Below are 22,051 nucleotides of genomic sequence, written 5' to 3' on the forward strand. Positions count from 1 at the left end.
TGACTAATGCCAGTGCAGTATGAGCGTATAACACGGGCCGCAGGCAACGCCCATATTTACCATACCGATCAAAAATTGTATTTAATTTATAAGTATCTATAACAAAAAAAGAGGAACAAAAACAATGACAGCCCCCTTTAAAACGCTTCTATCTTTTTTCCTCAAACGATGCCAGCAGGTTTATATTCGGGTCCACCTTAACATCTGCAGGCTTGGCTTTTACCCGGAAACGGGCGGTTGTCGATTTCTCTTTTACCGGCACAGTTAACAGCTGCCCGTCAACCGACACCTCCAGCGGCAAATTGTAAACATAGGCCTGGTTTTGGGTTACATTTATGGTAACGTAACCATCCTTTTCATTATACTTCCAGCTAACCGCCAAATTTGGGTGCCCGGCGTTGCGCAGCCATTGCGTAAAAAACTGTTTCAGGTCCTTGCCGCTGGTTTGTTCCATTACCCGCCTCAAATCATCGGTATTGGCATTGCTGCCCTGGTATTTTGAATAATAGTTTCTTACTCCTTTCCAAAAAACATCATCGCCCAGTTTGCGCCGCAGCATGTGCAGCACCCAACCGCCTTTTTCGTAACTATTGGCATTAAGCAGCTGCATAAATTTTGTTTTAACAGCGGTATCAACCACGGGCGTTAAACGCTCTTTTTCAAAATCCAGCACTTTTTTACGCTGGCCGATAAGGCGTGTTTTTAAGGTATCGGCCCCGTATTTATTTTCGAGATAAAGATTGGTCATATAAGTAGCAAAGCCTTCACTTAACCAAAGGTGGCCAAAGCTTTTCTCGCTGGCGCCATCGCCAAACCACTGGTGGGCAATTTCATGCGCCATTAGTTCTTCTATGTCCGGGCTTTTAACCGATTCTTCAAAGTAGAATATGGCACTGGCATTTTCCATGCCGCCAAAAATGGTTTTCGATTGCACATTGGCCAATTTTTCGTAGCTGTAAGGGCCAACATTTTTTATAAAGTAGGGGAGAATATTTTTAGCTACAGCATAGCTTTTAAACCCAACCTCTTTACTTTCCGGAAAAACATAGGTAAAAACTGGGATTCCGTTAACATCACCGGGGCGGTCAACTGCAAACTCAGCTACGCCTATAACCATTACTTTGGTAGGCAGCGCAACGGCTTCAACCCAATGGGTTAATTTAAGCTTTCCGTCGAGTTGCTTTTCTTCGGTTTGCAGGCCGTTTGATACCACCTGGTAATGATCGGGCGCGGTTACAATAAAATCAATCGTGGCTTTGTCGGCAATATTATCAACGCAGGGCAGCCAGTTATGGGCCCGGTTAGGCCAGTTATCACCAAAAAACGTGCGGTGCCCGAATGCGTTGGTCGAGATGATCAACCCATCAGCCGGGATGCCGCTATAACTTATCGTATAATCGCGGGTGTTACCTTTATAGGCCCGGGTATTGATCTTTAGCTGTTCGCCATCCTGGGTAAACTTTACCGGCTTCCCGTTTTCGGTTACTGCCGATACCAGCATGCCTTTACCCTCAGCATTCTTTTTCACCAGGTCCAGGTTAAACCCTTCCGCGCCGTTCAAAAACCTTACCGAAACCGTGGCCTTTCCCTCTATATTATTATCGGCGTCATTAAGTTTAATATCAAACGTATAATGTTTAACATCAATCTGCGCCCCTGGAACCTGGGCAAATGCCGGCATCGTAAACAGGGCCGGTAACAATAAAAGAACAAAAAATATCCTGCGCATAGCCTTGGTTCAGTTTGTTTTGTACTGCAACAAAGCTAATAAAAACAAGCTGTTATCCGCCTTTCCCGGCCATATGGTTTATCACATTTTTACATTGCTAAAACGTTACATTAACCCCTGTGGTGAACAAAAAGTAAAGTCCGTTCATTTTGGTGTTTTTTACATAATCAACCTGGTTAAATGGCTTGATGAGGTACGGCGTAAAGAGGATTTGCCACTTGTTAATAGCATAGGTTAAAGGCAACGATCCGCTGAAAGCAAGCAGCTTATATTGCCTTACCTCGCGCTGGTTTTGCTTCGTTACCGTTTGCGTTATAATAGTTTGCTTTGGCTGGCTGGGAAACAGGATATTAATAGGTGTTTGCTGCTGGGGCTGCTCTATCGAGCGGGTAACCTGCGATTCGGTATAATAAGTTTGGTAGAAAGATTGTGTACCGGCATAAAGCGTGGCGGTAGGAGTAACTTTTAGCCCGCCTTTTTTATCCGCGCCTGTTTTCAGGGCAAAAATTTCTTTTGATAATTCGGCCGTATTCACAACGTCGTTGCTGTTATTTTTATTAAACCTGTAGCTGATGCCCGCGGTAAATTTTACAATATCATCCGGATTGACATACAACTGCCCGTCGAGCGTGGCATTAAATGAAGAAAGTATAATGGGACTGCTTTTGGTGATAAAATATTTGGTGGCCGATACATTGCCTCCGTAATACCGTTTTGCATCAAACGCGAAAACATAGCCCGGTGTAACGCTAAGTCCTTCGGTGCCTGATTTGGAGCCATTAAGATCAAAATAGCCGATAGCGCTTACAAAAAAACCCTGCTTGCTAACTAATGTAACCGAGGGAAGAAGCACCGGAACACTGCTTTCATCGCGCCGGCCGGCATAGGTAAGGTTTGAAAGATATTGCAAACCCGCATTTACAAACAATTCTTTTGTTTTTGCCGCGGTATCAGGTTTTTTCTGGGCATAAACCGCAGGGCCGGCCAAAGCCAGCAGCAGGATAAGTTTAAGTTTTTTCATGGTTAATGTTGAATAAAAAAAGTGCGGATAATCAAAAAGGCCGGTACCGGCCTTTTTGATTTAATATATGTAAATACTATTACTGTTTGGCAGCGCTCAGTTTGGCTGAACCCTTACCCGAAGTTTTAACAATAACGCTTTTCTTTCCCGCCTTTACAGCAGTACTGGAAGCGCTGCTATTTGAGAACCCGGCATTTAGCTTTTTAGAGCCCGCTGCCACGTTACCTGTGCTGTTCAGGTTGCCAGACGAGGTAACACTCACATTTTTGCTAACAGCATCGGCGCTATTACCCGCGGCCACTGCAGTTTTACCTGTTGTTGTTGTAGCGCCAGCCCTTAAAGCGGCAGCATTGCTGCTTACTTTTTCGGTAGTGTTAGCGGCAACACCTTCGGTCGTGGTTAATGCTTTTTCGCCTGTTGCTGTTACTCCGGTTGCGTTCACAGTACCTGCGGCTGAGGTATTGCTGCTAACACCGGCCTGTGCAGCTGTTGTACCTGCGGTAGCATTTACGGTTGAGGCAACGTTGCTGTTAACATTGGCGGCCTCACTGGCGGCAACGCCTGTTGTGGCCTGGTTGGTGGCAGCCTGAGTTTGAGCGGCTGTCCGCGCTGCTACATTTTGAGCCTGTGTTGCAGCCTGGTTGGTTACGGTTGAGGTTGTGTTAACCGCTTTTTGCGCTATTGATGCAGCATTCACAGTTGGCGTAGCTACCCGCGTAGCTATTTTAGTAGCGGTAGTTGCTCCAAGATTAACCTGGGCCGAGCCAACTTTAAAAGCAAATAATGCAGCGGTCAATAAAACGGGTTTAATTAGATTTTTCATGATTAGTTTTTTAGTTCATTAATATGTGAGGGGGGTAAACTTAAGCCCTCATCTGTTCGCTGTAGTAAATCAAAGTAAGTGCCATTGCACAGTAAATGACATTTTAATGACTTCCGCCTCCAAAAAGTGTGAAATTGTGTATAATAAATTATACACATGTTTATTTTGTTCGTCAGCAAAGGGGCAAAAAATAACGCCCCTTGCTTTTAGCAAGAGACGTTATTTTTGCCTGGTATACCAAGCATTACAACATGAGGTACCCGGCGCATCATGTTGGCCATGGCCGGAGTCACTTGTCCTTAATATTATTATGTGTCTGTTAGCGCTTTATGCCACATCTTGTTATAATGAAACAACCTGCTGATCTCTTTAATTTCCCACCGAAAAGGTGATAGGCACATCATATTCCACGGTTACCGGTTTACCATTTAATAGCCCCGGCAGCCAATCGCCATCAATACATTTAACGGCCCTCATCGCTTCTTCATCACAACCGGAGCCTATTGAATTTTTTACCCGGTAATTTGATATTTCTCCCTTATCGCTCACAGTGAAAGTAATAATTACAGTTCCTTGTATAGGTATGGAGGCTTCTCTTGCCTGGGAGGGGTACCTGATACTAATTAAGGGCCTTGAAAACCGAGCCTCTCCATCCAGATAAACCGGCGGGCGATCAAGCACCGTTTTTATGGTACTATTGCCGCTTATAATATTAAACGCCTTATTAACATCTTGTGGGATGGGTTTAAAAAATTCAAACTTATTATTTGTATAGTCGTATTTGATTTGTAGTTCACCCTGATGATTAAACGCTGTCCAAACCCCCGTCTTCTTACCATCCTTATACCGCCCTTTTTCGGCTATTTGCCCCCTAAAACCATAATAGGTCCATAAGCTGTCCCTTAAATTATTTTTATAGAAGCCTTCACAAATTACATCGTTTCCATGAAGGTCACTTGCTGTATATTTACCTTCTTTGCGCTGCTTATCGGCTTTTAATACTTCGTATTTTTCCCAAATGCCCAGTTCTTCGTTGGTATGGGTTTGTTTGGTGGTTTGCGCAAAGATCCGGGAGATTGACAACAGCGAGATCAGTAATAAGGTCGGTTTTTTCATAGCATAAATATAGCTTTTTGATATTAAACAAAAAGAGGCAACGCCATTAACCTAAAGCCAATAGCTTTGCCTCTTTTTATCAGCAAAGGAAAATAATTACATTTTAGGCATCCTGCGCATCATGTTGGCCATAGCAGCGGGATTGCTCATTTGCTTCATCACTTTCTTCATATCATCAAACTGCTTCATGAGGCGGTTAACTTCCTGTAAATCGGTGCCCGAACCTTTGGCTATGCGGTTACGGCGGCTTTGATTAATGGTTTCAGGGTTAGCTTTTTCAAACGGGGTCATCGATTGGATAATAGCTTCAATAGCTTTAAACGCATTATCATCAACCTCAACATCCTTCATCATTTTGCCCACGCCGGGTATCATGCCCATCAGATCTTTCATGTTACCCATTTTCTTGATCTGCTGGATCTGGCCGTAAAAGTCGTTAAAGTCGAACTTGTTTTTGCGGATCTTCTTCTGTAGCTCGGCTGCCTCTTTCTCGTCAAACTGCTGCTGAGCGCGTTCAACCAACGACACCACGTCGCCCATGCCCAGGATCCTTGATGCCATACGATCGGGGTGGAAAACGTCAAGCGCTTCCATCTTTTCGCCGGTACCAATAAACTTGATAGGCTTATTAACAACCGATTTGATCGAAAGGGCCGCACCACCGCGGGTGTCACCATCCAGCTTGGTTAATACCACACCGGTAAAGTCCAAGCGGTCGTTAAACACTTTGGCGGTATTCACAGCATCCTGGCCGGTCATGGAGTCAACCACAAACAGGATCTCGTGCGGTTTTACGGCATCTTTTACCTGCTCAATCTCCACCATCATGGCCTCGTCAATAGCTAAACGGCCGGCGGTGTCAATAATCACCACGTTATTACCGTTCTGCTTAGCCTGGGCTATCCCTTCGCGGGCAATAGCAACTGGGTCTTTCGAGTCGCGATTGGCATAAACAGGGATACCTATCTGCTGGCCTAAAACCTCCAGCTGATCAATAGCCGCCGGACGGTAAATATCATCAGCAACCAGTAATGGTTTTTTATTGCGTTGTGTTTTTAAGTAATTGGCAAGCTTACCGGTGAAGGTTGTTTTACCAGCACCGTTCAAGCCGGCAATAAGGATGATGGTAGGCGTAGCCGGAAAATTCAGATCGGCTGTGGTACCGCCCATCAACGCGGTAAGCTCATCGTTCATGAGCTTGGTAAGCAACTGACCCGGCGAAATGGATGTTAATACATTATTACCAAGCGCTTTTTGCCTCACATCATCGGTAAATGCTTTGGCGGTTTTATAGTTAACGTCGGCATCAAGAAGGGCCTTGCGGATCTCCTTCATGGTTTCGGCCACGTTTATTTCAGTAATAGTTCCCTGACCCTTCAGGACCTTGAACGCCCTGTCGAGTTTATCCGAAAGATTTTCAAACATTATATTAAAAAACTTTAATCTTTTTTATAAGGATACAAAGGTATGATTTTGAACTATATTAACTTGTCTCATCCCATTGTTTATTCCAAAATAAAGCCGGCCCTGTTTTTAATAAGGCCGGTTCAATTGTATTATTTGTTCAAGACTGTACTACGGGAACCGGTACAGCATTCCCAACCCAATGCCTTCATAGCCCTGGGCGCTATCGGATGTATGTTTATCATACAACAGCGTTCCGTTTACCGTTGCACTAATTAACCTGTTCACCTTGGCTGTTAGCGTCAAATCAACACGGTGGGTAATAAATTTTGGCGATTGGGCATAAGGGATAAATAACGCGTAACGGGTATTTAAGTGAATGTTTTTGGCTATATCTTTATCCAGCAACGCCACAACCTGGAACGCCAAATCATTCTTCACTGTTTTTAATGTATCCACGCCGTAGTTATCTTTTTGATATTTATGGATGGTGTGATCAAGTACAAAAGTTTGTCGTGCGGTACCGGTACCCAAACGCAAATCGAACCAACTCTTTGGCTTATACTCAAAACCGACCGATTCGGTAAGATAACCCGGCGACATAAAGTTTGAAATATACTGCTGATCGAACTTGCCATTGCCTTGATCGACATAATTAAACCCTTTATCAAACTGCGACTCGAAGGTTAATGCGCCGAAAAAGTACCAGCTTTTTGATAATTGCGAAGCTACTTTATTATCAAAATAAATACGGTCCTGCGTTTTACGTTTGCCCTGTCCTTTATTTTTTGATACGCCGTAAGTAAGGTTAAGCTCGGACACATAACTGAAAGGCGCTTTGTTATATTCGGTATGATAAATAAAATTTGAACCCAATGCCACCGCGCTTACGCCACCCGCCGCATAATTGCTGCTAAATGCCGACTGGCTAAAGTTCAGGCCGAATGTGATTACTTTTTTCCAGTAGTTTACTTTATAATCGAGCATGGTAACAGGTACCATTTCGCGCTGGATCTGTATGGGGCGAACCCGTGTGGGGATGGCGTTTTTGCGGGAATTTATCCGGTATTTATTAAGTACCGCAGTGTCTATTTTAACACTATCTTTTTTCAGAGTATCTGTTTGTGCTTTTGCTGATAAAACGCACGTGACTGATAATGCGAGTATTAGTAATCCCGGTTTCGTTTTTAACATAGTAAACAAATTAAAGCAAAAATCTCCTTTTTTACCTACAATAAACAAAAATGTTGCTTCAGGGTTTAGTCTGGCAAACGACTTTTGGGCAAAAATATTGGAATTTCCGGATATTAAAATGAACTTGTATTAAGGTTTATCTGCCTTATTCACGGCCAAGATCCTTCTTGCTATCTTCGGGTGTAACAAGCGGGGTAAGGGAATAAGGGCGTTTTTTATACTTTAAAAAACGATTGAGGTTGGTTTTGATGGAGGCTATAAACTCATAGTCGCTGGCGGTTTTTACCAGGTAATAACCGGGGCGGTACCGCAGCATGAAGTCGGTAAGCTGCTGATCTTTTAAATTGGTTATGGCGCCAACATAAGTTCGGTTAAAACGATAGTCAATAACACTTTGCTGATAGTCTTTCTCAATAGTTTCGCGCAGGTGGGCAGCATTGCGGCCGCTGCGGCTTAACGCATTGTAAATAGCATCAATACTTAAACCAGCGCCACCAGGACCAAAGCTCAGCAGGTCCTTATTATTAAGCGGGCCGAAGATTTTGGTATAATCGTTTTTGGTTGCAGCCAGCCGTTTTTGCGGGTTAAGCAGGGTATCACGCACGATAACTTCTTTAAGCTGTATGGCTGTGCGCTTCATATAAACGGCAAGTGATTCGCCGCCTTGCACTTTCAAAGTATCAGGATGATGATCTGATTTTGTAAAAACAAGCACATCGCCCGGCTGGGCTTCTATCTTGAATTCACCTTTAAAAGTATTGTAAATAGATTTGCCGGTGGTGATGTTCTGTACATTAACTTTGGCAATGCGGTCTTTGCTGTCTTTATCAAACACAACCCCATCCACGGTCTTTTGCTGGGCAAAAGCCGTTGCCGCGGGCAGGGCAAAACATATCAGGAGCATCCACAATTTCATTGCGGGGGCAAAAATACGTGTTGTACAGCGGGCGATCATACAATTTAACAACAATTAACCTTTGGGGGAGGGAGCCAAGATATCAGGAGTCAAGAATCAAGATAGATTTAGAGGTCATTTCTTTCTGTCCTGGCTCCTGACTCTTGCTGTCTTGCCTCTGTTTCTCACTTAACAACCACAAGCTTCTGGCCAATTTTAATGCCATTGTCGCTCATACTGTTTAACGCTTTCAGGTCATCAACAGTTATTCCAAAACGTTTGGATATGTTGTATAGTGTATCGCCCTGTTTTACGGTGTAGATCTTATCGTCGGGCGGGGTTTTAGAAAGGGTATCCTGAACGGGTTTACCAATGCTATCGTTGATCTGCGATAATACACGGTCTTCCCGTTTAATTTTAGCAATCTCGCCTTCGGGGCGGTCATACTGATCGAGGTTATATTTTACAATAATATTGATCAGCAACTGCGGATATTTAGGATTAGTGGCATAACCTGCCTTTTTCAACCCATAAGCCCAGCCTTCATAATCGTTCTTATTCAGCTCAAAAAGTTTAGCGTAATTTTTACGTTTTAAAAACGCCGAGTGGTCACGAAAGGAATCCTCCGGATTATCATAAACGCGGAAGCAATCATTCACGTTATCGTCATCCTTATAATAGCTTTTGCCGGTCCAGTCGCTGGTGCATTTTATGCCGAAGTGATTGTTGGCATATTTGGCCAGGTCACTATTGCCCGCGCCCGATTCAAACAAGCCCTGCGCCAGGGTGATACTGGCCGGGATACCATACTGGTTCATTTCCTGGATGGCAATGGCCTTAAAACGGTCAATATATTCTAACGAATTGTACGACCGGTAATTGGCAATAGCATCCTTATTGGCCTTTTGGATATTGCTGTTATTGCGTTTCGCATCGCGGTTTGATACTGTAGTGGTTTTTTTGCGGGCAGAGCATGAATTGAGGCAAACTACAGCAATGAACAGGTATATGGTTTTTCGCATGAGGCTTAAATCTTATTATGTGGCATATAACCAGGGGCCAAATTAAGATTTTATAAACGTAATTATTGCTGTTTAGTTGTTGCGTCGGCCAATTGCGTTTGGTTTGCCGGATTTTCATCCAGGTCATTGAGGTTATACCTGTTAATGATACCCAAAACCTGCGATGCCCATTTGCGGCTACCGGCATAACCGGCACGCTGAATACCTTTTGCCCATCCTTTATAATCATAATGGGTAAGCGCGTCGGCCAGGTGGCTAAACTGCTTGCGCTCGGTCATGATACGTGCAAAGTCCTGAAACGAATCAAAAACCGAATCGTATCTTTTATAAGAGGTACGAACTTTTTTGTTGTGTTTGGTATAAACTACGGTATTGTAACCTTTTACTCCAAACTGGTTATTAAGGTTTTGTGCTATGGTGCTGTTGCCGCAACCCGATTCATGCATGGCTACACCTAAAACGATGCTTGCCGGGATCCCGGTTTCGTGCATGATCTTAATGGCATCATCTTTGAACTTTTCAATGTAAGATTGTGAGGTATTTTTCTGTGCTGAAGCAGCTAATGTTGAAATCAACAGTGTTGTAATCAGTAAGATTTTCTTCATAATTTATTTTTTTCTGATAACCAGCAGCCCGTCGCGTACCGGCAGGATCAATTTTTCTATCCTGCTATCAACAGCTATCTGGTCATTTAGTTTGCGGATTCCTTCAGTATCGGCATCTTTTTCGGTGCCGTACACCTTTCCTTTCCACAAAACGTTATCAATTATTATTAATCCTCCGGATCTGACTTTGTCAAAAACTAATTGAAAGTAAGTATAATTATTCTTTTTATCGGCATCTATAAACACCAAATCAAAAACATCCTCCTGTAAATCAGCAATAACGGCCTCTGCCTGCCCAAAATGCAGCTTTATTTTGTTTTCAACATTTGTTAGTTTAAGATGTGAAGTGATGATCTCCTCCATTTCGCGGTTAACTTCGATGGTATGGAGGATGCCGTCGTCGGCCAAACCCTCGGCCAGGCAAATAGCCGAGTAGCCTGTATAGGTACCTATCTCCAGGATGCGTTTAGGCTGCACCATTTTGCTTAAAAAACTAAGCAGCCTGCCCTGGTAATGCCCCGATAGCATGTTAGGTTTTAACACCTTGATATGCGTTTCGCGGTTGAGCTTTTTAAGCACCTCCGGCTCCGGGTCGCAATGGTCATCTAAGTAAGCCAATAAGGCATTAGGGAGAATATCCATGGGGGCAAAGATACACCGTTGATGGGAATGATTACGCTGATTTCGTTGATTTATTTTGTAAGTTATTGATTTTTAGAATGATTTATTACTACCAGAATCGTTGATTCTTATTGATTATGTTGATTTCGCTGATTTGCCTTTCGCTTGAAGAATAATTTTTTTGCCTGATTTTTCTCTGATTTTAATAGTTTTATAGCATAACCTTATCAAATGAAAGATCTAATTAATAATGCCTATAAACACTCTGAGCTTACCGGTAAAATTATTGGTTGTGCAATGAAAGTTCATTCAACCTTAGGTAACGGTTTTCAGGAAGCTATTTACCAGCGAAGTTTGGAGATCGAACTGCACAAACAAGGGTTGCTGTTTTCCCGGGAGCTTGAAATGGTTATCTTTTATGATGAAATAGAGGTAGGCAGAAGGCGCGTTGATTTTTTAATAGATCAAAAAGTTATGGTAGAACTCAAAGCTGTATCCAAACTTGAAGATATTCATCTCGCTCAGGTATTAAACTATCTCGAAGCTTACAAACTCGAAACCGGACTTCTTATTAATTTCGGATCCAAAAGCTTAGAGTTTAAACGCATTACCAACGAATATAAACTTGCACGACAGCAAAACAAATCATAAAAAGTCACGAGCAATCAAAAAAAATCATTAACTAAGAGGTAGACAAATCAGCGAAATCAACGCCATCAAAATAATCTACGGTCCATCCAACTCTGCAGTAAAATCACCGCCGATATCGTATCCACCAACTCCTTATTCTGACGGTTCTTCTTGTTCATGCCGCTTTGGGCGATAGTTGCTGATGCCATTTTTGAGGTAAAGCGTTCATCAACCATTTCGATAGGGATTTCGGGGAAAGTTTTCTTTAACAGGTTTACAAACCCTTTTACATGAATGGCCGATTGCGAGGGGGTGTTGTCCATCTGCTTTGGTTCGCCTACGATGAACCGCTCCACTTGTTCTGCTTGCAGATATTTTTTTAAAAACTCGATGATATTATTGGGGTGGATGTTATCAAGCCCGGTTGCGATGATCTGCAAAGGGTCGGTAACCGCAATGCCGATGCGCTTGGTTCCGTAGTCGAATGCCATTACTCTCATTTGGTAAAGATATGAGATGTGAGATATGAGATGTGAGATTTTTTGAATATGACGATAGTCACTCTTTACTTTCCATCAAGTAAGGACGCTCTGCTATGCCATTCCTGTCTCAAATCTCACATCTCATATCTCACATCTAAAATCAAATTACTATTTTGCACCAAATGCAGTTTAAAGAAATAGTAGGACAGGAAGCAACTAAGCAACGTTTACTTAACACGGTGAGCGAGAACCGGGTAAGCCATGCGCAATTATTTTTAGGCCCCGAAGGATCGGGCAGCCTGGCGCTTGCTGTTGCCTATGCCCAGTACCTTTCCTGCGAAGACAAGCAGCCCGGTGACTCATGCGGTGTATGTTCCTCCTGCCGGAAGTACCAGAAACTGATGCATCCCGATCTTCATTTTTCTTACCCTTTCTTTGCAAAACATAAAGATGATACAGCGCTTACTTTTATTGAGCAATGGCGCGGCGCTTTAACGGCTAACCCATATTTAAGCCTGGACATATGGCGCGGATACCTGGATGCCGAAAACAAACAGGCCAATATCAATATTGCCGAATGTCACCAGATCATTAAAAAACTAAGCTTTAAGCCTTTTGAATCGGAATATAAGATCCTGATCCTCTGGCTGCCCGAATACCTCGACAAAGAAGGCAACGCCCTGCTTAAAATTATTGAAGAACCGCAGCCTAATACACTGTTTTTATTAGTTGCCCAAAACCAGGATCAAATCCTGAACACCATATTATCCCGTACGCAGCTGGTTAAAATACCAGCTTTGGAGTACGATGAAATTAAGGCACATTTAATAAATACCCATCACCAAACCGAGGAAGCGGCTGCCGAAATTGCCTACCTGAGCAATGGCAACATGACCGAAGCACTGGCCATGCTGCAACAGGATAGCAAAAGCTACCATGAGCTGTTTGTACAATGGCTGCGCTATTGCTTTGGCAATAAAGGCATAGAGGTGATGGCTTTTGTGGAGCAGTTTGCCAAAATGGGGCGCGAAAACCAAAAAAACTTTTTGCGTTACGGTACCAGCTTTATCCGCGAGTGCTGTTTACTCATTGCCGGGGCGGGTAGCCTGGTACATTTACCGGCAAAGGAACTGGATACGGCTCAAAAAATGAGCGGTGTATTGAGTATAGGCAAATCGCAAATGATTATTGATGAGCTGGAAAAAGCACATTATCATGTGGAGCGCAACGCTAATCCCAAAATCTTATTTTTAGATGTATCTTTACAAATTATTAAAATACTAATAAATAAAAATGTCCCTGCGGGGAATCAATATATGCCAAGTTAATTATGGGATGTGGAAGTTGCTCAACAGGTGGCGGATGTTCACCTGCGGGCTGCAAAAGTAACGGCAGTTGCCTTACTAATGGTTGCAGCAAATTAGATGTTTACGATTGGCTTGCCCACATGGACATGCCTACTAACTATAAGCCGTTCCAGGTTATTGAAGTTAAGTTTAAAGGCTCGCGCAAGGAGTTTTATTTAAACAACGATAATATTTACCTCGAAGCCGGCGAACTGGTGGCTGTTGAAGCAACCACTGGTGGCTACGATATTGGCCATGTTTCGCTTACCGGCGAACTGGTGCGCATGCAAATGGTAAAACGCCATGTAAAGGAAGCTGATGTTGTAAAAAAGATCTACCGAAAAGCTACCGTTGCCGATGTTGACAAATGGAAAGCTGCCAAGGATATGGAATGGGAAACCATGCACAAATCGCGCAAGCTGGCGCTTGACCTTAACCTGAGCATGAAGCTGAGCGATGTGGATTACCAGGGCGATAAAACCAAGGCTACATTTTATTATACGGCCGAAGGCCGCGTTGATTTCAGGGAACTGATCAAAAAAATGGCCGAAACTTTCCGCATCCGTATTGAGATGAGGCAGATTGGCATGAGGCAGGAAGCAAGCCGCTTAGGCGGCATAGGTTCATGCGGCCGCGAGCTTTGCTGCTCAACATGGCTTACCGATTTTAAAACCGTATCTACTTCGGCAGCCCGCTATCAAAACCTTTCGTTAAATACGCTGAAACTGGCCGGCCAGTGCGGTAAGCTGAAATGCTGCCTTAACTACGAGCTGGATACTTACATGGATGCCTTAAAATACATCCCTGATAATGTAAACACCCTTAAAACCCAAAAAGGGGATGCCCGCCTGCAAAAAACCGACATCTTTAAAAAAATAATGTGGTTTAGCTACCCGGGAGAAGAATCATGGGTTCCGTTGCCAATAAAAAAGGTTAAAGAGATTCAGCAGCAGAATAAAGATGGTGTGATCCCTGAAGACCTTGGCGAAATTGTTGAAGTTGAAACACCTGCGGCAAAAGCGCTCGATTACGAAAACGTGGTTGGCCAGGATAGTCTTACCCGCCTCGACGAACGACGCAACAACAATAAAAAGAAGAACAAAAACCGCAATAAAAACCAGAAACCCGGGGGCCAGGCGCAAGCCGAGGGCAAACTGGCCAATCAGCAACCTCAGCAGGGATCGGGTAATCAGCAGGAAAAACCGGCACAGCAGCCACGTCCTGAAGGAAACCGCCAGCCGCAAAACAATAACAGGCCCCAGGGTAACAGGCCTCCGCAGCAAAACAGACCGCAGGGAGAGGGCCGGCCTCAGGGCGAAGCCAAACTTCAAAGAGAACCGAGACCACAGGGTGAACCGAGGCCACAAGGCGAAGGAAAGCCACAGGGTGAAGGAAGCGGTAATAACAACAGGCGCCGCAGGCCAAACCGCCCAAACCGGAATAATAATAACAACAATAATCAACAGGCAAAACCTGAATGAAACGGGCTTTAAATATCATTTACCCGGCAGTATTGTTATTGGTAACCCTGTTTGCCGGTTCCTGTACCGATCCTAACAGGATCATTGATACCAACACCGAAATTGCCGATCATAACTGGTCGTACGTTAACCGCGTAAACTTTGATGTTAAAATTGATGATGAAAAAGTTGCCTATAACCAATACCTTAATTTACGGGTTACGGGCAACTATAAATACTCCAACATATTTGTATTGGTTAATCAAATCTCGCCCGATAAAAAAATGCATACCACGCGTTTCGAAGTAAAGTTGGCCAATCCTGATGGCGAATGGCTGGGCAAGGGGTCAGGTAACCTTTACAGCTACCAGGTGCTTTTGCGTAAAGATTATCATTTCCCCACAAAAGGCGTTTACCGTTTTCAGATAGAACAAAACATGCGCGATAACCCGCTTCATGAGATCAGTGATGTGGGTTTAAGGGTGGAGAAGGCCCAATAATTTATACTACGGGATATCATACGTAACAGTAACCGAGCCATGCGTCAACACTTCCCTGTCGGTATCCTGTACAACTATTTTATCATTGTCGTAAATTCTGTAAGTTACGGTATTGCTAACGTCTGATGCAACAACCAGGGTTACCTGGTCGTTTTGATTCAATGTAGCAGTATAGTTGTATGATGATCCTTTTGCAACAGCTTTCGCATCAACTATTTTAGGGCTGCTATCCGTTGTTTTATATTCGGATAATGAAACATTAAAGGCATCTGCTCCGCTTACCGTAACTTTTATAGTGTGGGGCTGCGGTGGTTGATCTGTGCTCTTTTTTGAGCACGAGGCAAACAGCAAGCTTATCAATATCCCATAAATCAGTTGCTTCATCATTGTTTTTTATTTGTGAATATGCTTAATTTATACCACCGAACAAAATTACAATACTAAACCGATCATATTATTACCATTAGGCCGTAAACATCAACCATGAAAAAAATCATCTTTCTACTTTTTATAACCGCCGGAATAGCCTTTACTTCATGCCACAGCTCGGATAAAAGCCCGAACCGCCAAAACGATACCAGCGCGACCCAAGGCCACAGCGGCCCTGCCGATTCAACAAAAACTTCAACAGCCCGAAACACCGACACTACAACTAATTCAGCAGACACCACTACACTTGGTGCCGATACTGATTCGGCTGTGCATCCGGTGCATTAATACCGGCTGATCACTATTTCTTTTGTTCATGATTAAACTAAGAATTCGCTGATCAGTCTACCTTCAGGAGTTTGCTTTTTGTTGCCTTTAACTTTTTTATTAAATGAAATACCTAAACCTATCTTTTCTTATCATCTTTTTTCCCTTAGTGTTATCAGCCCAAACTAATAATACTATAGCAACGCCCCGAATTGATAAACGTGTAGAATTGCTGAGCATTGTTTTCCGTTTAGCGGGTAACGAAGAATACAATACACCTGACAATGTTAAATACGTTGCGGATATTCATAAGCATTTTGATAAATTTATTGACCATCCGCTCATTAAATACGCCCGGGAACTGAGGGACAGCAGCGGCGTTAGCTACGATGCTGTTATGTCAATGGCCGTTCACTTAAATGAACCACCGGCATTCGAACCATTAGTACCTTTTTCAATCTCTTTACCAGACAAAAGGTGGACCCTGGAAAGCGCTGTAAAATTCACTGCCCTATTAAAGCAATTTTATAAAGACACTGACTTCGATGGGTTTTTCCATGCCCATTTAGCTGATTATGCTATAGCCGAAAGCCGTTTTAATGTCCTGTTTGAAAAGCTGGATGTATCCTGGTATTATAAATTTTATGGTAAAGCGCCGGCCGAAAATTTCAATATCATCATAGGATTTGGAAATGGCGGAGGAAACTATGGACCACATGTTTATTTAAACGATCATACCAAAAAAGTATACGCAATTATTGGTTCTGGTACTTTTGATGAGCAAGGCTCACCTACTTATGACGCGGCATCTTATCTGCCTACATTGATCCACGAGCTTAACCACTCTTTTATCAATTATCTTACCGATAATTATGAAAACCAATTGAGAGATGCTGGTGCGCTTATTTACGAAAAGGAGCGCACAAAAATGCGAAAACAAGCTTATGGCGAGTGGAAAACAATGATGAACGAAGCTTTAGTAAGAGGATCAGTAGTCAGTTACCTGAAAACCCATAATACCGATACATTGGTGGCCGAACAAGAGCTTAAGCAGCAATTGGCCAGAGGTTTTGTTTGGATGCGGCCATTGGTTAATTTACTTGGTAAATATCAATCAAACAGAAAAACTTATCCTACACTTGAAAGCTTTATGCCTGCTATTGTCTTCTTTTACAATAAATTGGCGCCAAATATCAGTTTTTACGATGGCGACTATCAGCAACATTGTGCCCGGGTAATAGCAGTAAGGCCTTTCAAAAACGGCGATACTACGATAAGAGCCAACACAACTGAAATTATATTTGATTTTGATAAAAAATTGGATGGCATAAAGTACTTTTTTGGCCTGGGAGCCAAGGGTATAGATCATTATCCTAAGTCGGCAAAATTTACCTTTGCTAATGATAACAAAAGCATTATTATGAAAGTTAGCCTGAAGCCCAATACCGAATACCAGATAAATATTGCCGGCGGTATGATGCGGGCAAGCGATGGCTATGCTGTACAAAACTATATCCTGAATTTTAAAACAGAAAATAATCCCATCCCTTAATTCACTTGCCTCTCCTGATTAACTTTATTAGTATTTATAAAAATTTATGCTTTACTTTACTAATATTTTTATCAATAAATGACTGGTATTATATTAGTAATTGTATCCCTGATCATCCTGCTGATTGCCGTTTTTTTATTCCTTAAAAAACCAAAAGCAGTTGAGCTGATCTCCGCTGATGAGTTGAGCAAACTCCGGTATGAGCATGATCAGCTTAAAATTTTATTAGCCAAAGCCGAAGAAAAATCTAACGGCTTAGCTGCTGAAAAAGAAAGCATTACCAGCTTTTTAAAAGAAGAAAAGAACCGTCTTATTGACGAGCTTTTATACGAGCGCACCCAGCTGGCCCAAGCCAATCAATCGTTAGAAAGTACCCGGGCCTACTATAAATCACAGCAGGAGAAACTGCAGGAGCAAAAGGCCGAAATAGAGCAGATCCGCACCCAATTTCAGCGGGAATTTGAAAATGTGGCCGAAAAACTGCTTAAAGAAAAATCGAAGGAATTTACCGATATCAACCGCAGCAATTTAGATGTTATCCTTAACCCATTAAAGGAAAACCTGAAGGCTTTTGAAGATAAAGTAGAGAAAGTTTACAACATGGAAGCGGCCGAGCGGAATACGCTAAAAGGCGTGATCACCCAGCTGATGGACTTGAATAAACAGATCAGTGATGAAGCTCAAAACCTAACCAAAGCGCTTAAAGGGGATAACAAAAAACAAGGCAACTGGGGCGAGGTAATTTTGGAGCGGGTACTGGAACGCTCAGGCCTCGTCAGAGACCAGGAATACCGCATCCAGACTGCCATGCAGGCCACCGACGGTACAAGATATCAACCCGACGTAATCATCGATCTGCCCGATGAAAAGCACCTGATTATCGATTCTAAAGTTTCATTGATTGCGTACGAAAAACTGGTTAATGCCGATACCGAGGATGACCGCAAGCTATTTGCCAAAGCCCATGTGGAATCTATCCGCGGGCATGTTGCCGGTCTCTCAGCCAAAAAGTATCACGATTTGTATAAGATCAATTCGCCCGATTTTGTGCTGCTTTTTGTGCCGATAGAATCGTCTTTCAGCATTGCCGTACAACTGGATGGCGAACTGTTTAATTATGCCTGGGACAGGAAAGTGGTGATTGTTAGTCCGTCGACTTTGCTGGCTACCCTGCGTACCATCGCCAGCATGTGGAAACAGGAACGCCAAAACCGTAACGTATTGGAAATAGCCCGTTTAAGCGGCGATATGTATGATAAGTTTGTTGGTTTTCTGAGTGATATGGATAGCATTGGCAAAAATATCAACCAAACGCAATCGGCTTATAATAATGCTATCAATAAATTATCAGAGGGTAGGGGCAACCTGACTACTACCGCCGAAAAGATCAAAAAATTGGGCGCTAAAGCGGATAAGCAAATAGATCAAAAATATATTGGGGAAGAGTAAGTAGTTAAAAAATCATGTCATTGCGAGGAGCAGCAAAGGGTTTTAGTTGAGGAGCGACGCGGCAATCTCGTCGCCATACAGGACGGATTTGCATTCTGGACAGCACAGCTACGAGATTGCCACGCTATCGCTCGCAATGACATTTCTTAATTATGTCTTTCCGCCGCCGCCGCTCGGCTCCAGCCGAGTGACCGCTATTCCCAGGCCTCTGGCCTGTTTTCGCCATGCTTATTTACGGCGGCCAGAGGCCGTTTGATAGTTACCACCCGGCTGGAGCCGAGCGGTGGCTACTATTTTTTAACTATTCTTCCTTTCAAACCACCAATCGGCCTCTTTGGTAAACATCAGCGCCCATCCCCATAGTTCAACAACAACCTCGGCAATGGTTAAAATGATGAGATAAACCGGCATTTCTATAGCTTTTTTGGGAGCCGAACTATCATGCAAAATTCCAAAACTGTATAACAATGATGATCCCAGGAAAAACACATTCAGCAATATCAAAACTGAAAGGATGATCCTTGCCCATTTTTTTCCTTCGCCCGTTACAAAAATCAGAAAGCCTACGGCAAAAAATACAAACAGGATAGCCGAAAAATTGAAACCGTCCAGGTAATTATTTAACGTTTGGATCAGCAAGCCCAGGTAAAGCAATAAAATTCCCTTCACAAAAGCCCCGGGCGGTTTCCCATCGGGATGATTGTTAAGGTAAAATTTATCGAAAATATTTTGCAGCATTACTCGGCTTTTTTAAACGCGTTCCAGCCCTGGGCTTTCAATTCGTGTACAGTACCGCTTTTGGTGATCAGGTTACAGCCGGCCGAAGCCTCGGTGATATAGCCAATAATACTGATATCCATTTTAAATTTGATCTTGTCATAATCGGCCTGCTTCACGGTGAACAACAATTCATAATCTTCACCACCGCTGAGCGCACAAATAGTAGGATCGAGGTTAAATTCACGGGCTGTTTCAAACGTCATCGGGTCGAGCGGGATCTTCTCTTCGTACAAGTTACAACCTTTGTTGCTTTGCTTGCAGATGTGTAATAATTCGGAAGCCAAACCGTCGGATACATCGATCATAGCGGTTGGTTTTACCTCAATGCTTTTCAGCAATTCCACCACATCCCGGCGGGCTTCGGGCTTCAACTGACGCTCAACAATGTAATCTTTTCCTTCAAGGTCCGGCTGGATATTAGGATTTTCCAGGTAGATCAGCTTTTCGCGCTCCAGCAGTTGCAGGCCGGTATAAGCACCTCCCAAATCTCCGGATACACAAATCAGGTCGCCTTCTTCGGCACCGTTACGGTACACAATGTCAGCTTCATCGGCGTAGCCAATAGAAGTTACGCTGATCACCAGTCCCTGTTTTGACGATGTTGTATCTCCGCCGATCAAATCCACGTTATATTTTTCACAGGCGATATAAATCCCCTGGTAAAGCTCCTCAATGGCTTCGAGCGGAAATTTGCTCGACATGCCGATAGACACAGTAACCTGCGACGCTATTCCATTCATCGCGTAAATGTCGCTCAGGTTTACCTGTATCGCTTTATAGCCCAAATGCTTAAGCGGCGTGTACGCCAAATCAAAATGGATCCCTTCCAACAGCATATCGGTACTCACCAGCACTTTTTTACCGGCGAAATCAAGTACGGCCGCGTCATCGCCGACTCCTTTTTTTGAGCTTTCGTTAGTAAGCTTAATATTTTTTGTAAGGTGACCGATAAGGCCAAATTCGCCAAGCTCCTCTAAATTGGTTCTATCCTGATTTTCAAACATAGTTTTTGCGATTTCACCGATGACCTTTTATTTCACCGATTTTATTTTTCGGGCCGCAACCCGGTTTCACATCTTCCGCCGAAGGCGGGAAAATTTTTTTACAATTTTAGGGCCTATACACACCAAAAATTTCTCACCTCCAAAAACGGACGACAAATATATATACTCGAATTTCCCTTTAGCTTTTATACTTCTTAACAATAATGTGGATAACCCAATTTCTCGGGCCGCAACCTTTATACCTTATATCCGCCTTTGGCGGAAAAATTGTTTACGATTTTTAGCCTTTTTACAAGCAAGAAGGCTCTTTTACACTAAAAATACCTTCAATTTTATAGCTCCCGGTTTTCCACAATTCCCCGGTTTATAACTTCCCGATCAAGGCCATCCAACCGATCAAAAAATCGGTGAAATCAAAGGTCATCGGTGTAATCCCAAAGAACTACAATCCCAGCTGTGCCGAAATCTCAAGCATGCGCTCAATCGGTTTTACTGCTTTTTCAATGATATGCTGTGGTACAGTTACCTCAGGCGTTTCATTTTTCAAACACAGGTATAACTTTTCCAGGGTATTACGCTTCATGTGCGGGCAATCGTTGCATGCGCAGTTATTATTTGGTGGTGCCGGAATAAATATTTTATCCGGGTTTTCCTTTTGCATCTGGTGTAAAATACCCGATTCTGTTGCTACGATAAATTCCTTGTCCTGGTGGCTGCCGGCATATTTTAAAATTCCGGTTGTTGAACCAACATAATCGGCCATTTCCAGTATAATATCCTCACATTCAGGATGCGCCAACAGCTTAGCACCCGGGTGACGTTCTTTCAGTTTGGTGATCTTTTCTCTCGAAAATATCTCATGAACCATACAGGCCCCATTCCACAATACCAGGTCGCGGCCGGTTTTTTTGGCTACATACGCGCCAAGGTTTTTATCAGGTCCGAAAATGATCTTCTGATCCTTCGGTAAGCTCTCCACAATTTGCACAGCGTTGCTTGATGTACAAACAATGTCGGTTAAAGCTTTCAATTCAGCCGTACAGTTTACATAAGTGATCACCAGGTGATCGGGATAGTTTTCCTTAAACTTTTTAAACAAGTGTGGCGGACAACTATCTGCTAATGAACAACCTGCCTTCATATCCGGCAGTAAAACCTTCTTGGTTGGCGACAGGATCTTCGCAGTTTCGGCCATGAAATGTACGCCTGCAAAAACAATGATATCGGCATCCGTTTTGGCGGCTTGTTGAGATAATCCCAAACTATCGCCAATGTAATCGGCAATATCCTGGATATCGCCGTCCTGGTAATAGTGCGCCAGGATCACCGCATTTTTTTGCTTTTTTAATTTTTCAATTTCCGCGAAAAGATCAAGCGTCGGATCAATTTCTTCATCCACGTATCCTTTCAGATTTATTTCTTCGAAGGTATTCATTTCCACAATTCAATTAATAACAACTAATTTTTAAATTAAAAAGAACTATTGTTTATTAGGGTGTTGGTAATGTGCAAAAGTCGGAGTAATTTTTGTTTTAAAAGTTAGTTTTCACAATTTATTAACACTTATACACATTTTTACACTAAAAATAGCGCTGATTTTTAGATAGGTATGACAATCAATTTTTATTTAAAAAAGTTTTATGTTAATATTTTCAGGGTTGACAAAATGTTAGCTTTATGACTAAAGCGTCGTAAAAGTCGCTCAAAAAATATTGATATTCG

Annotated in this window: 22 protein-coding genes; 7 read left to right on the forward strand and 15 right to left on the reverse strand. The window is 42.9% G+C overall.

Annotation, left to right across the window (positions count from 1 at the left end):
- Positions 1–148: 148 nt before the first annotated feature.
- From ACEN82_RS25035 to ACEN82_RS25080, 10 genes are all read right to left on the reverse strand, one after another.
- A complete protein-coding gene (locus ACEN82_RS25035; protein ID WP_413320987.1) occupies positions 149–1,729 on the reverse strand; it encodes a M1 family metallopeptidase in 1,581 nt (526 codons plus the stop codon).
- A gap of 97 nt (positions 1,730–1,826) precedes the next feature.
- Entirely contained in the window at positions 1,827–2,750 is a 924-nt protein-coding gene (locus ACEN82_RS25040) for a hypothetical protein (RefSeq protein ID WP_413320986.1), read from the reverse strand.
- Positions 2,751–2,829: 79 nt separating this feature from the next.
- Entirely contained in the window at positions 2,830–3,573 is a 744-nt protein-coding gene (locus ACEN82_RS25045) for a hypothetical protein (protein WP_413320985.1), read from the reverse strand.
- A 369-nt stretch (positions 3,574–3,942) separates the two neighbouring features.
- Positions 3,943–4,689, reverse strand: coding sequence for a TonB family protein (locus ACEN82_RS25050; RefSeq protein ID WP_413320984.1), 747 nt, complete (start codon positions 4,687–4,689; stop codon positions 3,943–3,945).
- Between the two features lie 96 nt (positions 4,690–4,785).
- On the reverse strand, positions 4,786–6,114 hold the full coding sequence (gene ffh, locus ACEN82_RS25055; RefSeq protein WP_090532696.1) for a signal recognition particle protein: 1,329 nt from the start codon (positions 6,112–6,114) through the stop codon (positions 4,786–4,788).
- Between the two features lie 150 nt (positions 6,115–6,264).
- The gene (locus ACEN82_RS25060; RefSeq protein ID WP_413320983.1) at positions 6,265–7,287 is read right to left on the reverse strand and encodes a DUF3078 domain-containing protein; all 1,023 of its coding nucleotides are present in this window, start codon (positions 7,285–7,287) and stop codon (positions 6,265–6,267) included.
- Positions 7,288–7,432: 145 nt separating this feature from the next.
- A complete protein-coding gene (locus tag ACEN82_RS25065; RefSeq protein ID WP_413320982.1) occupies positions 7,433–8,242 on the reverse strand; it encodes a peptidase associated/transthyretin-like domain-containing protein in 810 nt (269 codons plus the stop codon).
- 125 nt (positions 8,243–8,367) lie between these two features.
- A complete protein-coding gene (locus ACEN82_RS25070) occupies positions 8,368–9,204 on the reverse strand; it encodes a glucosaminidase domain-containing protein (RefSeq protein WP_413320981.1) in 837 nt (278 codons plus the stop codon).
- Between the two features lie 62 nt (positions 9,205–9,266).
- The gene (locus ACEN82_RS25075; RefSeq protein WP_090532703.1) at positions 9,267–9,809 is read right to left on the reverse strand and encodes a glycoside hydrolase family 73 protein; all 543 of its coding nucleotides are present in this window, start codon (positions 9,807–9,809) and stop codon (positions 9,267–9,269) included.
- 3 nt (positions 9,810–9,812) lie between these two features.
- Entirely contained in the window at positions 9,813–10,451 is a 639-nt protein-coding gene (locus tag ACEN82_RS25080) for an O-methyltransferase (protein ID WP_091174796.1), read from the reverse strand.
- Between the two features lie 210 nt (positions 10,452–10,661).
- Between ACEN82_RS25080 and ACEN82_RS25085 the strand changes: the two genes are divergently transcribed.
- Positions 10,662–11,081, forward strand: coding sequence for a GxxExxY protein (locus tag ACEN82_RS25085; protein ID WP_413320980.1), 420 nt, complete (start codon positions 10,662–10,664; stop codon positions 11,079–11,081).
- Between the two features lie 65 nt (positions 11,082–11,146).
- Here the strand turns inward: ACEN82_RS25085 and ruvX are convergent, their stop codons facing one another.
- Positions 11,147–11,560, reverse strand: a complete 414-nt coding sequence (gene ruvX, locus ACEN82_RS25090) for a Holliday junction resolvase RuvX (RefSeq protein ID WP_413320979.1) — start codon at positions 11,558–11,560, stop codon at positions 11,147–11,149.
- A gap of 164 nt (positions 11,561–11,724) precedes the next feature.
- Here ruvX and ACEN82_RS25095 point away from each other — a divergent pair, with 164 nt between their 5' ends.
- From ACEN82_RS25095 to ACEN82_RS25105, 3 genes are read left to right on the forward strand one after another with little or no spacing between them, the layout of a single operon-like run.
- Positions 11,725–12,870, forward strand: coding sequence for a DNA polymerase III subunit (locus tag ACEN82_RS25095; RefSeq protein ID WP_413320978.1), 1,146 nt, complete (start codon positions 11,725–11,727; stop codon positions 12,868–12,870).
- A 2-nt stretch (positions 12,871–12,872) separates the two neighbouring features.
- Positions 12,873–14,369: a regulatory iron-sulfur-containing complex subunit RicT gene (gene ricT, locus ACEN82_RS25100; protein ID WP_413320977.1), complete on the forward strand. Its 1,497-nt coding sequence runs from the start codon at positions 12,873–12,875 to the stop codon at positions 14,367–14,369.
- Positions 14,366–14,848, forward strand: coding sequence for a gliding motility lipoprotein GldH (locus ACEN82_RS25105; RefSeq protein ID WP_413320976.1), 483 nt, complete (start codon positions 14,366–14,368; stop codon positions 14,846–14,848). Before ricT ends, ACEN82_RS25105 begins: the two co-directional genes overlap by 4 nt.
- A 6-nt stretch (positions 14,849–14,854) precedes the next feature.
- Here ACEN82_RS25105 and ACEN82_RS25110 read toward each other — a convergent pair whose 3' ends face one another.
- A complete protein-coding gene (locus ACEN82_RS25110) occupies positions 14,855–15,235 on the reverse strand; it encodes a hypothetical protein (RefSeq protein WP_413320975.1) in 381 nt (126 codons plus the stop codon).
- 96 nt (positions 15,236–15,331) lie between these two features.
- On the opposite strand from ACEN82_RS25110, the gene ACEN82_RS25115 reads away from it, so the two are divergent.
- From ACEN82_RS25115 to ACEN82_RS25125, 3 genes are all read left to right on the forward strand, one after another.
- Positions 15,332–15,565: a hypothetical protein gene (locus ACEN82_RS25115; protein ID WP_413320974.1), complete on the forward strand. Its 234-nt coding sequence runs from the start codon at positions 15,332–15,334 to the stop codon at positions 15,563–15,565.
- A 103-nt stretch (positions 15,566–15,668) separates the two neighbouring features.
- Positions 15,669–17,096: a DUF4932 domain-containing protein gene (locus ACEN82_RS25120; protein ID WP_413320973.1), complete on the forward strand. Its 1,428-nt coding sequence runs from the start codon at positions 15,669–15,671 to the stop codon at positions 17,094–17,096.
- A gap of 78 nt (positions 17,097–17,174) precedes the next feature.
- Positions 17,175–18,545, forward strand: coding sequence for a DNA recombination protein RmuC (locus tag ACEN82_RS25125; RefSeq protein ID WP_413320972.1), 1,371 nt, complete (start codon positions 17,175–17,177; stop codon positions 18,543–18,545).
- A 297-nt stretch (positions 18,546–18,842) separates the two neighbouring features.
- Here ACEN82_RS25125 and ACEN82_RS25130 read toward each other — a convergent pair whose 3' ends face one another.
- The 3 genes from ACEN82_RS25130 to nadA form a co-directional block, all read right to left on the reverse strand.
- Positions 18,843–19,283 (reverse strand): hypothetical protein, encoded by a 441-nt coding sequence (locus ACEN82_RS25130; RefSeq protein ID WP_413320971.1) that lies wholly within the window; start codon positions 19,281–19,283, stop codon positions 18,843–18,845.
- Positions 19,283–20,329, reverse strand: coding sequence for a thiamine-phosphate kinase (thiL, locus tag ACEN82_RS25135; protein ID WP_188833756.1), 1,047 nt, complete (start codon positions 20,327–20,329; stop codon positions 19,283–19,285). Before thiL ends, ACEN82_RS25130 begins: the two co-directional genes overlap by 1 nt.
- A 442-nt stretch (positions 20,330–20,771) precedes the next feature.
- Complete coding sequence (nadA, locus tag ACEN82_RS25140; RefSeq protein ID WP_413320970.1) at positions 20,772–21,764, reverse strand: quinolinate synthase NadA; 993 nt, start codon at positions 21,762–21,764, stop codon at positions 20,772–20,774.
- Positions 21,765–22,051 lie beyond the last annotated feature (287 nt).

It is taken from the genome of Mucilaginibacter sp. Mucisp73, assembly GCF_059491465.1.